General features: G+C 73.6%; 8 protein-coding genes and 1 pseudogene. 3 read left to right on the forward strand and 6 right to left on the reverse strand.

The window, feature by feature from the left end; genetic code table 11:
* Positions 1 to 83 precede the first annotated feature (83 nt).
* Both JXZ78_RS13385 and JXZ78_RS13390 read right to left on the reverse strand, forming a co-directional pair.
* Positions 84 to 1,283, reverse strand: coding sequence for a lipid-transfer protein (locus JXZ78_RS13385; RefSeq protein WP_030018104.1), 1,200 nt, complete (start codon positions 1,281 to 1,283; stop codon positions 84 to 86).
* Between the two features lie 82 nt (positions 1,284 to 1,365).
* Positions 1,366 to 1,764: pseudogene (locus tag JXZ78_RS13390) on the reverse strand (Zn-ribbon domain-containing OB-fold protein); the annotation flags it as partial.
* Positions 1,765 to 2,661: 897 nt separating this feature from the next.
* Here JXZ78_RS13390 and JXZ78_RS13395 point away from each other — a divergent pair.
* Positions 2,662 to 4,689 (forward strand): FG-GAP-like repeat-containing protein, encoded by a 2,028-nt coding sequence (locus JXZ78_RS13395; RefSeq protein ID WP_050502082.1) that lies wholly within the window; start codon positions 2,662 to 2,664, stop codon positions 4,687 to 4,689.
* Positions 4,690 to 4,741: 52 nt separating this feature from the next.
* On the opposite strand, the gene JXZ78_RS13400 is transcribed toward JXZ78_RS13395, so the two are convergent.
* Positions 4,742 to 5,596, reverse strand: a complete 855-nt coding sequence (locus tag JXZ78_RS13400; protein WP_030018101.1) for a M15 family metallopeptidase — start codon at positions 5,594 to 5,596, stop codon at positions 4,742 to 4,744.
* Between the two features lie 58 nt (positions 5,597 to 5,654).
* Positions 5,655 to 8,189 (reverse strand): glycoside hydrolase family 31 protein, encoded by a 2,535-nt coding sequence (locus JXZ78_RS13405; protein WP_033037131.1) that lies wholly within the window; start codon positions 8,187 to 8,189, stop codon positions 5,655 to 5,657.
* Between the two features lie 463 nt (positions 8,190 to 8,652).
* Here JXZ78_RS13405 and JXZ78_RS13410 point away from each other — a divergent pair, with 463 nt between their 5' ends.
* Together JXZ78_RS13410 and JXZ78_RS13415 are read left to right on the forward strand one after the other, a co-directional pair.
* Positions 8,653 to 10,692, forward strand: a complete 2,040-nt coding sequence (locus tag JXZ78_RS13410; RefSeq protein ID WP_030018099.1) for an acetoacetate--CoA ligase — start codon at positions 8,653 to 8,655, stop codon at positions 10,690 to 10,692.
* A gap of 102 nt (positions 10,693 to 10,794) precedes the next feature.
* The gene (locus JXZ78_RS13415; protein WP_030018098.1) at positions 10,795 to 11,724 is read left to right on the forward strand and encodes a DUF8829 domain-containing protein; all 930 of its coding nucleotides are present in this window, start codon (positions 10,795 to 10,797) and stop codon (positions 11,722 to 11,724) included.
* A 157-nt stretch (positions 11,725 to 11,881) separates the two neighbouring features.
* On the opposite strand, the gene ptsP is transcribed toward JXZ78_RS13415, so the two are convergent.
* Together ptsP and JXZ78_RS13425 are read right to left on the reverse strand one after the other, a co-directional pair.
* A complete protein-coding gene (gene ptsP / locus JXZ78_RS13420) occupies positions 11,882 to 13,552 on the reverse strand; it encodes a phosphoenolpyruvate--protein phosphotransferase (RefSeq protein WP_030018097.1) in 1,671 nt (556 codons plus the stop codon).
* 78 nt (positions 13,553 to 13,630) lie between these two features.
* On the reverse strand, positions 13,631 to 14,080 hold the full coding sequence (locus JXZ78_RS13425) for a PTS sugar transporter subunit IIA (protein ID WP_030018096.1): 450 nt from the start codon (positions 14,078 to 14,080) through the stop codon (positions 13,631 to 13,633).
* Positions 14,081 to 14,558: the final 478 nt, after the last annotated feature.

Here is a 14,558-nt window from a genome sequence, read left to right on the forward strand (position 1 = left end):
CCTTCCGGCGCACTCGAACGGGCGTCCTCGCAGCCGCGTCGTCGGCTGCGGCTCCCCGCGCTTCCCGGCGCCCCCTCGGAGCGTCATCGCACCGCGACCACCGCCGAACCGTGCCCGAACAGCCCCTGGTTCGCCGCGATCCCGGCCCGTGCGTCCGGCACCTGCCGCGCCCCGGCCCGTCCGCGCAGCTGCCAGGTCAGCTCGCAGACCTGCGCGATCGCCTGTGCGGGCACCGCCTCCCCGAACGACGCCAGACCGCCGCTGGGGTTCACCGGCAGCCGTCCGCCGAGCGCCGTCGCCCCGTCGCGCAGCAGCTTCGCGCCCCCGCCCTCGGCACACAGGCCGAGATCCTCGTACCACTGGAGCTCCAGCGCGGTGGACAGGTCGTACACCTCCGCCAGCGACAGGTCGTCCGGCCCGAGCCCCGCCTCCTCGTAAGCGGCTTCGGCGAGGGACGGCCGGAAGGCGGCCGGCGGCCCCGGGACGTCCGGGACGGACGCCGCCGAGTCGGTCGCGATGTCCGGCAGGTCCAGCTCCGTACGGGGGTACCGGGGCGTCGCGGTGGAGACGGCCCGGATGCGGACGGGGTGCGGCACGCCCCGCCGCCGTGCGTAGTCCAGGCCGCTCAGGACCAGCGCCGCGGCACCGTCCGACGTGGCGCAGATGTCCAGCAGCCGCAGCGGGTCGGCGACCACGGGCGACGCGGCGACCTCCGCCGCCGTCACCGGCTTGCGGTACCGCGCGTACGGGTTGAGCGCGCCCGCCGCCGCGTTCTTCACCTTGACCTGTGCGAAGTCGTCGGCCGTGTCTCCGTAGAGGGCCGCCCGGCGCCGGGCGTACAGTCCGAAATAGGCGGGGTTGGTCGCGCCCAGCAGCCGGAAGCGCAGCCAGTCCGGATCGTCGGGCCGGTCGCCGCCCGCCGGGGCGAAGAAACCTTTCGGGGCCGCGTCCGCACCCACCACCAGCACCACGTCCGCCAGACCCGCGAGGATCTGCGCCCGCGCGGTGGCGACGGCCTGCGCCCCGGAGGCACAGGCCGCGTAGACGCTCGTCACCCGCGCGCCCTGCCAGCCCAGCGCCCGCGCGAACGTCGCGCCCGCCACGTACCCCGGATAGCCGCCGCGCACGGTGGCCGCACCGACCACCGACTGCACGTCGGCCCATTCCAGCCCCGCATCGGCCAGCGCCGCCCGCGCCGCCACCGTCCCGTACTCGGCGAAGCCACGGCCCCACTTGCCCCAGGCGTGCATCCCCGCCCCGAGCACGGCGATGTCACAGGTCACGGCCGCCTCCCGTCGTCCCGTTCGGCCTGCCGGCCCCGTCCGTCCCATCCGTTCTGTCCGTCTCGCCCGCCCCGTCCGTCTCCACCGGCCGCCACCACCACGTCGTCCACACGGTCTCCGTGTCCTCGCCGAGCACCCCGGGGACCAGCTCGACCTCCATGCCGACCCGCAGGGCGGCCACGGACACGTCCGGCGGGGCCTGCCCCAGCACCACCATCCGCTCCGCCGCCAGCTCCACCGCGACCAGGGCGCGCGGCTGCCACGGCACCTCGGGGTCCGAGACGTAGGGCGGCGGCGGCCGGTAGCGGCCGTCCGTGTACGACCAGACCGTGCCGCGCCGGGAGAGCGGCACCTCCGTCAGGTCGGTCCCGTCGCAGCCGGGGGCGCGGCAGAAGAAGTCCTCGCGCGGGAAGAACACGGCGCCGCAGGCACCGCACCGGGTGCCCAGGAGCCGGAAGTCCGCCGGGCCCGGCCCGTCCCCGGCCTCGGTACCGTCCCCGGCCTCGGTACCGTCCCCGGCCTCGGTACCGTCCCCGGCCTCGGTACCGGTCCCGGCCTCGGTACCGGTCCCGGCCTCGGTCTCCGTGAACCAACCCGGTACCACCGGCTTACGCGTACGTGCCACGACCACTCCCGGAACGGACAACGGGCGTGTCACACCCGTGTTCTGATGGGCCGTCAGGAGTCTGGCACGCGACGAGCACCCGGCGGAACCCTGCACGGCACGGCCGCCGCCGCCGACCGGAAAGGATCATGCGGCTCTCCGTGGTGCCGGCTGAACCGGATTCCCCCGTACGGCGTCCACCAAGGCAGGGCCGAGGCGGGACGGCCCGGGGCAAGGCAGGGCCGGGGCGCGGGATCCACGGGGGTGGTTCCGAGCCCCGGCCCTGCCGCATCCTCGCCCGGCGCGCGCCGAGCGCCCCGTACCGCACCCGCCCCTGGACCGGACAGGGCTGCCCACCGGCCGACTTGCCGAAATCCTCGCGTCCGGCCGGACGGAACCACCCGCCCGCGGGCCGCGACTCCAGCGGGCACCCGACGCCGCCTGCCTCCCCACCGCCCCGCGCCCGTCAGGACATACCGAGCTGCGCGCCTATGGAGTGCCGGATGTCCCTATGGTCCTGTTACCGGGCTCCCTGGGCCTTTACCGTCTGGCATGTACTGCTTCCGTTGTTATATTCCTCCGGCCGAAGATCACCGGAAGCTCGCAGGGCAGGCGAACGGCACCGCATCCGCCCGGAGATGCCCGACGACGCGGTCTCGGTACGGGCCGGGCCCGACTCATCGCACGTGACGACGCCGTCGGCGCGCCTGACCCGGCTGTCGCCCACCCCGTACGCGACCCCCGTGCACGACACGACGGACAGGAAGAACTCCCATGACACGAACGGCGCGGCTGCTCCGCAGAGCCACGCGTACGGCAGCCGTGGCGCTCACCTCCAGCGCGATGGTCGCCACGCTGAGCCACACCACGTGGGCGCGGCCCGCTGACGGCCGGGAGGCCGGAGCGGACGCGGGCTGGACCAGGACCTGGGGGACGGCACTGGGCACGGCGGCCCCCGCGGCCAAGTCCGGGGTGACCGGCCGCCAGACGCTGCGCATGGTCGTGCACACCAGCACCGGCGGCGACACCGTCCGCATCCAGCTCGCCAACACCTTCGCCGCGACACCCGTCCTCATCGGGCACGCCACCATCGCCCGCCGGTCCGCGGGAGCCGACGCCGCCGGGACGCCGGTCACCCTGACGTTCGGCGGCAGCCGGCAGACCGTCATCGGGGCGGGGGAGAAGGTACGCAGCGACCAGGCGGCCTTCCCGGTCAAGGCGGACGAGGACCTGCTGATCAGCGTCCACCTGCCCGAGCCCGTGGCCGAAGCGCCGTACCACGACTACACGCTGACCACTTCCTACGCCTCGGCCCCGGGCGACGGCGCCGACCGGGCGGGGGAGGCGGCGGGCGGCCGTTTCCCGGCCCGCTTCACGCAGTGGGCCTACCTCGACGGGGTGGACGTGACGGCGTCCGGCGGCGACGGGACCGTCGTCGCCTTCGGCGACTCGCAGACCGACGGCGGGCACACCACCCCGGACACCAACCGCCGCTGGTCCGACCGGTACGGCCGGGCCTTGCAGGCGTCGGGACGGCACACCGGAGTCGTCAACGCCGGCATATCGGGCAACCGGCTGCTCACCGACTCGACCGGAACCCGCGCCGCCTACGGACGGAGCGGCCTGAACCGTTTCACCCGTGACGTCCTCGAACAGCCCGGCGTCCGGTCCGTCATCCTCTACGAGGGCATCAACGACATCGCGCTGGACGGCGCCGACAGCGCCTCCCTCATCGAGGCGATCCGGCACCTCGCCGCCCGCGCCCACGCCGCCGGCCTCACCTTCACCGCGGCCACCATCCCGCCCTTCGCGGGGTACGGCGCGTACACCCCCGCCAAGGAACAGACCCGGCAAGAGGTCAACCAGTACATCCGGACCAGCCCGGACCTCGACGGCCGTGTCGACTTCGACCGGGTGTCCCGGGACCCGCGGGATCCCACCCGCCTCTTCCCCGGGTACTACGACCGCGGTGACGACCGGCTGCACCTGAACGACAACGGCAACCAGGCCCTCGCGAACGCCGTCATGCCCGCACCGCCGACCCGCCCCGCTCCGCGGTTCACCCAGACCGTGGCGGCCGATTTCACCGGTGACGGCATCGTGGACCTCGTCGCCCGTAAGGACGGCGGGGACCTCATGCTGTGGCCCGGCAACCCGGACGCCGACCGGCCCGGCCGGGGGGACGGCACCTTCGCGCGTCCGGTGAGAGCCCTCCGTGGCTGGGACGTCACACAGACGGTGGCCGGCGACTTCACGGGGGACGGGAAGGCGGACCTCATCGGGATGGACACCGAGAACGTGCTGAAACTCTGGGCGGGGAAGGGTGACGGCACGTTCGCGGATCCGGTGCGGGTCACCGGGGGCTGGTACTTCACCCAGACCGCGGCGGCCGATTTCACCGGCGACGGCAAGGTGGACCTCGTCGCCCGTATGGACAACGGGGACCTGCTGCTGTGGCCCGGCCGAGGAGACGGCACCTTCGCGCAACGGAAGACGGTCACCAGTGGCTGGCACGTCACCCAGGTGGTGGCCGGCGATTTCACGGGGGACGGGAAGGCGGACCTCGTCGGGAAGGAGGGGAACGTCCTGCGTCTGTGGCCCGGTACGGGGAACGGGCTCTTCGGCCCGGTCAGGGACCAGCTGAGCGACTGGAGCCGTACGCAGACCACCGCCGGCGATTTCTCCGGTGACGGTGTCGCCGACCTCGTCGCCAGGGACGACGCGACCGGTGACCTCAACGAGTGGCTCAACACCGAGCACGCCGTCTCCGGCCGGCCGCTGCTGCTGACCGGAGACTGGTGATCCGCGCCTTCGCCCCTGCGCCGCTCAGGGGCGGTCACCGAACGGTCGTCGCTCAGTGACCGCCGTTCAGTGACCGTCGCGTCACCGGGAAGTCGAAGTACGTGTCGGGGAACGTCTCCGGCGTGAAGGTGTAATGCCACCACTCCTTGTCGTAGTTGCGGAACCCGGCGCGCTCCAGCCCCTGCTTCAACAGCAGCCGGTTCGCCCGCTGCCGGCCCTGGATCCGCGGGTCGAGGGTGTGCGCGAGCGTGTCGAAGCAGTCGAAGCCGGTCCCCATGTCGAGCGAGTTGTCGGGGAAGCGTTCCTTCTTGGGCGCGTAGCACCGCGTCAGCGGCTCCCCGGGGACGTACGGCCGGGTGGGCGGGCCCGGCAGCCGTACCAGCGTCAGATCGACGGTGCTGCCCCGGCTGTGCCCCGACTTCTCGGCGATGTAGCCGTCACGGAAGAGGGTCGACTTGTCGATCCGCGGATAGAACTCGCCCTTCATCCGCTGGTCGCCCAGGTCCTCGGCCCAGTTCACGAAGTGGTTCACGGCGCGCTGCGGCCGGTAGCAGTCATACACCTTGAGCGTGTAGCCGCGCCGCAGGAAGGAGAGCTGGGCCCGGTGCAGTGCCCGCGCCGCGTCCCGGGTCAGGATGCACAGGGGCTGCCGGTAGCCGGTGACCGGTACGCCCATGAAGTTGTGCGGCGTGAAGTACCGCATCTCCTGGCGGATCGTCGGGTCCACGTCGCGCAGTGCGACGAATTCCTTGGGCGCGGGCGCGGGCATGGTCGCCGTAGTACCTCTGGCGGTGCCTTCGGACGGCCGCGGCTCCGCGGCCCCTCCTGGCGGCACGGCCGCGGTGGTCAGGGCGAGGGCGGTGGCGGCCACGGCGAGGCCGCGCAGCGCGGCAGCGAGTCTCGGCATGGCACTCGTCTACCACCGGCACCGCGCCGCACGGAAGGCATCCGGCGCCGCCGGCCGCCTACCCACCGCCGCCCGTCACCCCGCGCACCCGCACCCGGTACCCGACCTCGCCCCCGCCCTGGCGCTCGACGACCACCTCTCCGTCCTCCAGCCGCGTCCCGAAGCGCTCGACCGCCGGCCGCCGCCAGCCGTCACCGGCGTCCGGCACGACCAGGCCGCCACCCTCACGGCCCACCTCCGGGGCCCACACCTCCAGCTCCGTCGTACCGTCCGCGCCCGCCACCGGCAGCACCGAACCGGCCCGCGCCAGCACCGGGACACGGGACAGCGGCGCGTCCAGCAGTACCTGCCCCGGCCCGTCGTACGCCTGCCCGTCCGCCGTGTCGTACCAGCGCCCGCGCGGCAGCCGCACCGCCCGCCGCGTCACTCCGGGCCCCAGGACGGGCGCCACCAGCAGCGCGTCCCCCAGCAGGAAGGCGTCCTCGCAGTCGCGCAGCTTCCGGTCGCGGGGGGTGTTCCACCAGACGGGACGGACGTACGGCGCCCCGGAGAGCCGCGCCAGATGCGCGAGCGTCACGAAGTACGGCAGCAGCCGCGCACGCTCCAGCAGCGCCGCCCGCGCGTGCTCCAGCACCTCGGGCCCGTACTCCCACGGCTCCCGCCGGCCCGCGTACTTCGCCGAATGCGTACGGAACAGCGGCAGGTACGCGGCCGTCTGGAACCACCGCAGATACAGCTCCGGCGACGGCACCCCGGAGAACCCGCCGACGTCCGGCCCGCTGTACGGCACCCCGCACAGCCCCATTCCCAGCACCAGCGACAACGAGGCCCGCAGGCCCGGCCACCCGGTTGCCACGTCCCCCGACCAGGTGCCGCCGTACCGCTGCATCCCCGCCCAGCCCGAGCGCGAGAACAGGAAGGGACGCTCGTCGGGACGCAGTTCCAGCAGCCCGTCGTACCCGGCGCGCGCCATCGCCAGCCCGTACACGTTGTGCGCCTCCCGGTGGTCACCGCCCCGGCCCTCCAGCGCGTGCCGCGCCGAACGCGGCAGCGAAGGATCGCCGAACGCCGCGAACGACACCGGCTCGTTCATGTCGTGCCACACCCCGGAGAACCCCTGGGCCAGCCGCTCCGCGTACAGCTCGCCCCACCACTTGCGCACCCGCGCGTCCGTGAAGTCCGGGAACACCGCCTCGCCCGGCCACACCACTCCGCGTACTTCCCGGCCGCGCGCGTCCCGTACGTACGCGTCCGCCGCCGCCCCGCCCTCGTACACCGCGTTGCCCGGCTCGGCCTTCACCCCCGGATCGACGATCGACACCAGCCGCACCCCCTCCTCGCGCAACTCCCGTGCGAGGCCGGGCAGATCGGGGAAGGCCGTACGGTCGACGGTGAAGACCCGATGGCCGTCGTAGTGGTCGATGTCCAGATGCACGGCGGACAGCGGCAGCCCCCGTTCCCGGTAGCCGGAGACGACCCGCCGCACCTCCGCCTGACTGCCGAAACCCCACCGGGCGTGCTGCGGGCCCAGCGCCCAGCGGGGCGGCAGCGCGGGCGGTCCCGTCAGCGCCGTCCAGCCGAGCAGGACGCGCGCGGGAGTGCCGGCCAGGACCCAGTAGCGCAACGGGCCGCCGTCCATCCGCAGTTCCGAACAGCCTGGCCGGTCGTGCCCGGAGCCCGCGCCCTCCGCCCCTTCGCGCAGCGTCACCGTGCCGTCCCAGGAGTTGTCGTGGAAGACCAGGTGCGTACCGGCGTCCGCCACCACGAGCTGCACCGGCATCGTCACGGAGAGCGGGTCGTCGCCGGGCACGAACGCGCCGCCCGGGTCGGTGTTCCACAGCCGGTACGTGCCTGCCCGCAGGCGCGGTCCCGCCGACCGGCCGCCCAGCCCGAAGAACCGGGCGTCTGCGGCGACCTCGGAGCGCTGCACCCAGCGCGACTCCCCGGACCGCTCACCGGCCACGCTGGCCCGGTCTTCGGACGCGCCGCCTTCGCCCCTAGAGGCACCGTCCTCAGACGTACTACCCCCAGCCGTACCGCCCGCAGCCGTCCCGCCCCCAGACTCACCGTCGTCCTCGATACCGGGAGCGCGGTCCCACCACCGCGGCGGCAGCTCCCGCCGCAGCACCACCCCGCCCGGCGTCCGCACCTCCACCGTGCCGTGCCGCGAGACCGTCACCGTCACCCGCTCCGACACCACCCGCCAGCCGCCCTCCGTACCGGGCTCCAGCACCGCCCGCGCGTCCGGCTCCGGACACGCCCCGGCCAGCGCGTACGACGGCTCCGGCGCCGCGTCGTCCCAGCCGCAGAAGACCGCGCCGCCCGACGCCACCCGCACCCGCAGCGACGAACGCGCGAAATACACCACGCCGCCCCCCGGCTGCGGCTCCGCGCGCACCGCCGTCCCCGGCACCCGCGCCCGCTCCCGGCCGTTCCGCGGCAGCCCCAGCGCGTCCGCACGGCGCCGCCGCCACGCCGACCGCCACGTCCGCAGCCCCCGTACCGATCCCAGTGCCCTGACGGCCCGGACCGCGCCGGCCGTCCCGTCCCGGCGCGGCCACCGCTCCGACCGCTCTTGATCACGCCCGTCCATGCTGCTCAGCCTGCCATCGACGGCCCGTGACGGGGGCGCCGTTCAGCCCCCGTTCACCTGGGATGAACCAGGACCTCACACACGGCACACCGGTGACGGCCGCGCAGCCGGATCCGGCCACCGGCCGCACCGGAGACCGCTCCCGCGCCCGGGTACGCTCCCGCGCCCGTCCACCGGTACGTGCCCGCTCCTCTCCACGGGAACGAGTCCCCGCCCGTTCACGGGAGAGAGCCCGCCCCCGCTCACACGTACGAGCCCGCCCCCGGCCCCGCCCGCCCCGAATGTGAGGTCGGCCCTGGCGCACAAGTCGATCACGTGGCATCGTCCTGCCCAGCCGTGTCACACGCACGCGCCCCCGCGCTGCGCCGGGGCGACCCCCCTGAGCCGTACGGGGACCACGCACACCGCGTACCGCACGCCCACACCGCGTCCACGCAACGCCGCGTACAGCCGGGAGCCGATCATGACCACCGCACCGCAGTCCGTCCCGCAGCCGGAACCCCTGTGGCAGCCCGGCCCGGACCGCATCGCCGGCGCCCAGCTGACCCGGTTCCACGACTGGGCCGCCGCCCACCACGGAGCCCCCGCCCGCGCCGCCGGCGACCCGGTGGCGGACTACGCCGCGCTGCACCACTGGTCCGTGACCGATCTGTCCCGCTTCTGGCAGGCCGTCGCCGCCTGGTTCGACGTCCGCTTCAGCACGCCGTACGAGACCGTCCTCGCCGACCCCGCGATGCCCGGCGCCCGCTGGTTCCCCGGCGCCACCCTCAACTACGCGGAGCACGCGCTGCGCGCCGCCGAGGACCCCGCCCGCGCCGACGCGCCCGCCCTGCTGCACGTGGACGAGACCCACGACCCCGCTCCCGTCACCTGGGCCGAGCTGCGCGCCCAGGTCGGCTCCCTGGCCGCCGAACTGCGCCGCCTCGGAGTCCGCCCCGGCGACCGGGTCAGCGGCTACCTCCCCAACGTCCCGCAGGCCGTCGTCGCCCTCCTGGCCACCGCCGCCGTCGGCGCCGTCTGGACCTCCTGCGCCCCCGACTTCGGCGCCCGCAGCGTCCTGGACCGCTTCCAGCAGGTCGAGCCCGTCGTCCTGTTCACGGTCGACGGCTACCGCTACGGCGGCAAGGAACACGACCGCCGCGAGACCGTCGCCGAACTCCGCCGCGAACTGCCCACCCTCCGCGCCGTCGTCCACATCCCCCTCCTGGGAACCCCCGCCCCCGAAGGCGCCCTGGAGTGGTCCGACCTGACCTCCACCGCCACCGAACCGGTCTTCGAGCAGGTTCCCTTCGACCACCCCCTGTGGGTCCTGTACTCCTCCGGCACGACCGGCCTGCCCAAGGCCATCGTCCAGTCCCAGGGCGGCATCCTCCTCGAACACCTCAAGCAGACCGGCCTGCACTGCGACCTCGGGCCCGACGACCGCTTCTTCTGGTACACCTCCACCGGCTGGATGATGTGGAACTTCCTCGTCGCCGGCCTCCTCGCGGGCTCCACGATCGTGCTCTACGACGGCAGCCCGGGGCACCCTGACACCGCCGCCCAGTGGCGGATCGCCGAACGCACCGGCACCACCCTCTTCGGCACCTCCGCCGCCTACGTGATGGCCTGCCGCAAGGCCGGCGTGCACCCCGGCCGCGACTTCGACCTGACCACCGTCAAGTGCGTCTCGACCACCGGCTCCCCGCTGCCGCCCGACGGGTTCCGCTGGCTGCACGACGAGGTGGCGGCCGACCTGTGGATCGCCTCCGTCAGCGGCGGTACGGACGTCTGCAGCTGCTTCGCGGGGGCGGCGCCCACCCTGCCCGTCCACATCGGCGAACTCCAGGCCCCCTGCCTGGGCACCGACCTCCAGGCCTGGGACCCGCACGGCAAGCCGCTGACCGACGAGGTCGGCGAACTCGTCGTCACCAACCCCATGCCGTCCATGCCCATCCACTTCTGGAACGACCCCGAGGGCACCCGCTACCACGAGAGCTACTTCGACACCTACCCCGGCGTCTGGCGGCACGGCGACTGGATCACCCGCACCGCGCGCGGCACCGTCGTCATCCACGGCCGCTCCGACTCCACCCTCAACCGCCAGGGCGTACGGATGGGCTCGGCGGACATCTACGAGGCCGTCGAACGCCTCCCCGAGATCCGCGAATCCCTCGTCATCGGCCTCGAACTGCCCGACGGCGGCTACTGGATGCCGCTCTTCGTCCACCTCGCGCCCGGCGCCACGCTCGACGACGCCCTGCGCGACCGCGTCAAGCGAACCATCCGCGCGCAGTGCTCCCCGCGGCACGTCCCCGACGAGATCATCGAGGCCCCCGGCGTCCCGCACACCCTCACGGGCAAGCGGATCGAGGTCCCCGTCAAACGCCTCCTCCAGGGCACCCCGCTGGAGGAGGCCGTCAACCCCGGCTCCGTCGACAACCTCGAACTCCTGCGGTTCTACGAGCGGATCGCCGCCGAGCGTGCCGCGGCCGAGGGCGCCGCGACCGAGCGCGGACGGTAGCGGGGGCAGGCGTCGCGGGCGGCCGTTGTCAGACCCTCCGATTACTCTCAGTCACAAGTGAGGCTCGCCGAGCGAGCAGCACACACCGACCGAGGGGGAGTCATGACCACACCGTCCCGACGCACCGCACCTACTGCTTCGAGCGGCCCCGCCGCCCGCCGCATGCTGCGCCGCGAGATCCCGAGCACCGCCGCCGTCTTGGCGGACGCCCAGGACTTCGCGGCCATGCGCCGCTACCGCACCTTCCCGTTCGACGACCACACCGCCTACCTCCAGCAGATGGAGACCCTGCTGCGCTCGCTGACCGCCCAAGGCATCCACACCACCGTCGCCCTCTTCGACCCCGTCGCGTACGAGACCTTCTGCACGGACGCGGACCTGGACCCCGACCGCCCCGACAGCCGCTCCCGCTACACCGCCGAACTGGCCTGCACCGGCGCCACCCTGCCGTACACCGGCGAATCCCTGTCCCGGCTGCTGCCCGTCCTCGTCGACGAAGCGGAACGCCAGGCGACCTGGGACCGCGCCACGGCGCTCCTCGCCCGCACGGGAGCCTGCGCGGACTGCGGCGAGGACCTGGCGCGGGCCGCCTTCGCCCGCGCCTCCCGCGCGCTCACCACCCTGCTGGACACTCTCGGCGACGGCACCCACCACCTGGTGTGCAGCGTCCCCGCGAGCGGCGCCCCGCTGCTCGCCGTGCTGCACGCCGACTCCCGCGACGACGGGCGGCTGGAGCTGTCCGAAGCCGCGACGCTCGTCTTCTGCACGGTCCTCGCCGCCGGCGTCGCCCTGCGCAGCCCCGGCGGCATCGTGTGCCGTACGGACGAGACCGCCGGGCGCGACACGGTCCGCGGCTGGGTCCTGCGCGACGCCTGGCTGCACCCGCTCAGCGCCGCCGAGGTCTTCACGGCCTACTGCACGGACGCCGACACCGGCGAACCCGTCCCGCCCGAGCCCGGCGTCGACTACCACGCGGGCCTCACCCTCCCCGACCCACCACCGACCGACGGACACGACCACAGCCACCACTGACACGGCGGCCGCACACCCCGCCGCAAACGCCGGACGGCCGCCCCGCCGCAAGGGCGGGACGGCCGTCCGTACCAGCATCGTTCTGCCTGCCCGGCGTGGACCGGAGGTCCGGCACGTCACTGCCGGGCCGGTCCCGCCGGGGAGCACGCCCCGGGGATCACTCCCCGGAGAGCACCGCCTGCGCGGCGGCGCGCGCGTCCTCGGCGGTGTCCGCGGCCCGCGCCGCGGAGGCGGCCCGCTCGCACTGGGCCAGGGTGTGCTTCGCCAGCGTCGCGCGCACGTAGGGAATCGACGCCGCGCCCATGGACAGGCTCGTCACGCCCAGACCCGTCAGCACACATGCCAGCAGCGGATCGGAGGCCGCCTCGCCACAGACACCACAGCTCTTGCCCTCGGCCTTCGCCGACTCGGCCGACAGCGCCACCAGGTCGAGCAGCGCCGGCTGCCACGGGTCCTGGAGCCGTGAGACCGCACCGACCTGACGGTCGGCGGCGAAGGTGTACTGCGCCAGGTCGTTGGTGCCCAGCGAGAGGAACTCGACCTCTTGCAGGATCGACCGGGCGCGCAGCGCGGCGGACGGAATCTCCACCATCGCGCCGAACTTGGCCTGAAGCCCGGCCTCGCGGCACGCGTCCGCGAACGCCTTGGCGTCGGTCCGGTCGGCCACCATCGGCGCCATGACCTCAAGGTAGACCGGCAGCCCCTCGGCAGCCTGGGCCAGCGCGGCCAGCTGCGTACGGAGCACCTCGGGGTGGTCCAGCAGCGTCCGCAGACCCCGCACGCCCAGCGCCGGGTTCGGCTCGTCACCCGGCGTCAGGAAGTCCAGCGGCTTGTCGGCGCCCGCGTCCAGGACGCGCACCACGACCCGGCCCTCGGGGAAGGCCTCCAGCACCTTGCGGTACGCCTCGGCCTGCTTCTCCTGCGACGGCGCCTGCTTGCTGTCGTCCAGGAAGAGGAACTCGGTACGGAACAGCCCGACACCCTCGGCGCCCGCCTCCACGGCCGCCGGCACGTCCGAAGGACCGCCGACGTTCGCGAGCAGCGGCACCTTGTGCCCGTCCGACGTGGCACCCGGGCCGGTCGAGGCCGCCAGCGCGGCCCTGCGGGCCGCGGCGGCCTGCTCCAGCTCCGTACGCTTCTCGGCGCTCGGGTCCACGAAGATCTCGCCCGTGCTGCCGTCGACGGCGACGACGGTGCCCTCGACCAGCTCACCCGCGCCCGGCAGCGCGACCACGGCCGGCACCCCCAGCGCCCGCGCGAGGATCGCGCTGTGGCTGGTCGGCCCGCCCTCCTCGGTCACGAAGCCGAGCACCAGCGTCGGGTCGAGCAGCGCCGTGTCGGCCGGCGCCAGGTCCCGCGCGATCAGTACGTACGGCTCGTCGCTGTCCGGCACACCCGGCATCGGCACGCCGAGCAGCCGCGCGACGATACGGTTCCGCACGTCGTCGAGGTCCGCGACCCGCCCGGCCAGGTACTCGCCGGCACCCGCCAGCAGCGCCCGGTAGGCGGCGAACGCGTCGTACACACCGCGCTCGGCGGTGCTGCCCACGGCGATGCGCCGCTCGACGTCGGCCATCAGCTCGGGGTCCTGAGCCATCATGGCCTGGGCTTCCAGTACGGCCTGGGCCTCGCCGCCCGCCAGGTTGCCCCGCGCGATCAGGTCGGCGGCCACCGCTTCCACGGCCTTGCGGGCACGCCCCTGTTCGCGCTCCGCTTCCTCGGCGGGAATCTGCTTGGCCGGCGGTTCGAGGACCGCCGTGCCCATGTGCCGCACCTCGCCGATCGCCACACCGTGGCTCACGCCGACGCCTCGCAGCGTTGTCTCCATCTCACCCGTCTCCGGTTGGTGCGGCGGTCACGGCCGCCGCGGTGGTTGTCGTACGTGCCGTCACGACGGCAGCAGGGGCTACTGCCAGCTGAAGAGCTGCTCGCCGGCCTTGACGTCGCCGTCCTCGACGACCTCGCCGAGGGAGTCGGCGGTCGCCTCCAGCGCGACGACCGGGCAGACCGGCGACTTGCCGGCCTCTTCGACGGCGGCCGGGTTCCAGCGCACGACGGCCTGGCCGCGGGTGACGGTGTCACCCTTGTTGACGAGCAGGTCGAAGCCCTCGCCGTTCAGCTGCACGGTGTCGATACCGAGATGCGTGAGCACGCCGTGGCCCTCGCTGTCGACGACGACGAACGCGTGCGGGTGCAGCGAGACGACGACGCCGTCAACGGGCGACACGGCCTCGGAAGGCTCGCGCACGGGGTCGATGGCGGTACCGGGACCCACCATCGCGCCGGAGAACACCGGGTCGGGCACGGCCGCGAGTCCGATGGCGCGTCCAGCGAGCGGGGACGTCACGGTGGTCATGGGAGTCCTCCCAGGGGTGGAGATCTTTCAGGCCGCCGTCACTACCTGTCCTGGACGGCGCACCGATCAGAGCGTAAGTCATAAGAAGTGAGGGTTCCGCACGCGCGACACCACCTCTGGAGCAGCGTCCCGGACCCCCGTCGCAGCGCCCCCGGGGAATCGATTTGCCCCGCCCGACGCAGCCCTGTACTGTCTGACACCTGCCCCGGTCCGACAGAACGCGATCACTTCGCGGAGCGGACAGCGGGCGGCACTCTTTCAGAACTGATCGAGATTTCGACCTCGTTTCTGCATGTCTGCGGAAAACACGGTGGTCCGGAAGCGCGAAAAGGCCTGATAGAGTGGTGGAACACCGAAGGGAAGCGCCCGGAGAGCCTGGTGAAACAGGCACAAAGGAAGCGTCCGTTCCTTGAGAACTCAACAGCGTGCCAAAAGTCAACGCCAGATATGTTGATACCCCGTCCACCGGCAGCAGCCG

It is taken from the genome of Streptomyces monomycini (assembly GCF_022271435.1).
Lineage (GTDB): Bacteria > Actinomycetota > Actinomycetes > Streptomycetales > Streptomycetaceae > Streptomyces > Streptomyces monomycini.

Bases quoted from the DNA above. Each gene is read 5' to 3' on its own strand.
- JXZ78_RS13415 (WP_030018098.1), top strand. From the start codon at position 10,795: ATGACCACACCGTCCCGACGCACCGCACCTACTGCTTCGAGCGGCCCC.
- JXZ78_RS13425 (WP_030018096.1), bottom strand. From the start codon at position 14,080: ATGACCACCGTGACGTCCCCGCTCGCTGGACGCGCCATCGGACTCGCG.
- ptsP (WP_030018097.1), bottom strand. From the start codon at position 13,552: ATGGAGACAACGCTGCGAGGCGTCGGCGTGAGCCACGGTGTGGCGATC.
- JXZ78_RS13410 (WP_030018099.1), top strand. From the start codon at position 8,653: ATGACCACCGCACCGCAGTCCGTCCCGCAGCCGGAACCCCTGTGGCAG.
- JXZ78_RS13400 (WP_030018101.1), bottom strand. From the start codon at position 5,596: ATGCCGAGACTCGCTGCCGCGCTGCGCGGCCTCGCCGTGGCCGCCACC.
- JXZ78_RS13395 (WP_050502082.1), top strand. From the start codon at position 2,662: ATGACACGAACGGCGCGGCTGCTCCGCAGAGCCACGCGTACGGCAGCC.
- JXZ78_RS13405 (WP_033037131.1), bottom strand. From the start codon at position 8,189: ATGGACGGGCGTGATCAAGAGCGGTCGGAGCGGTGGCCGCGCCGGGAC.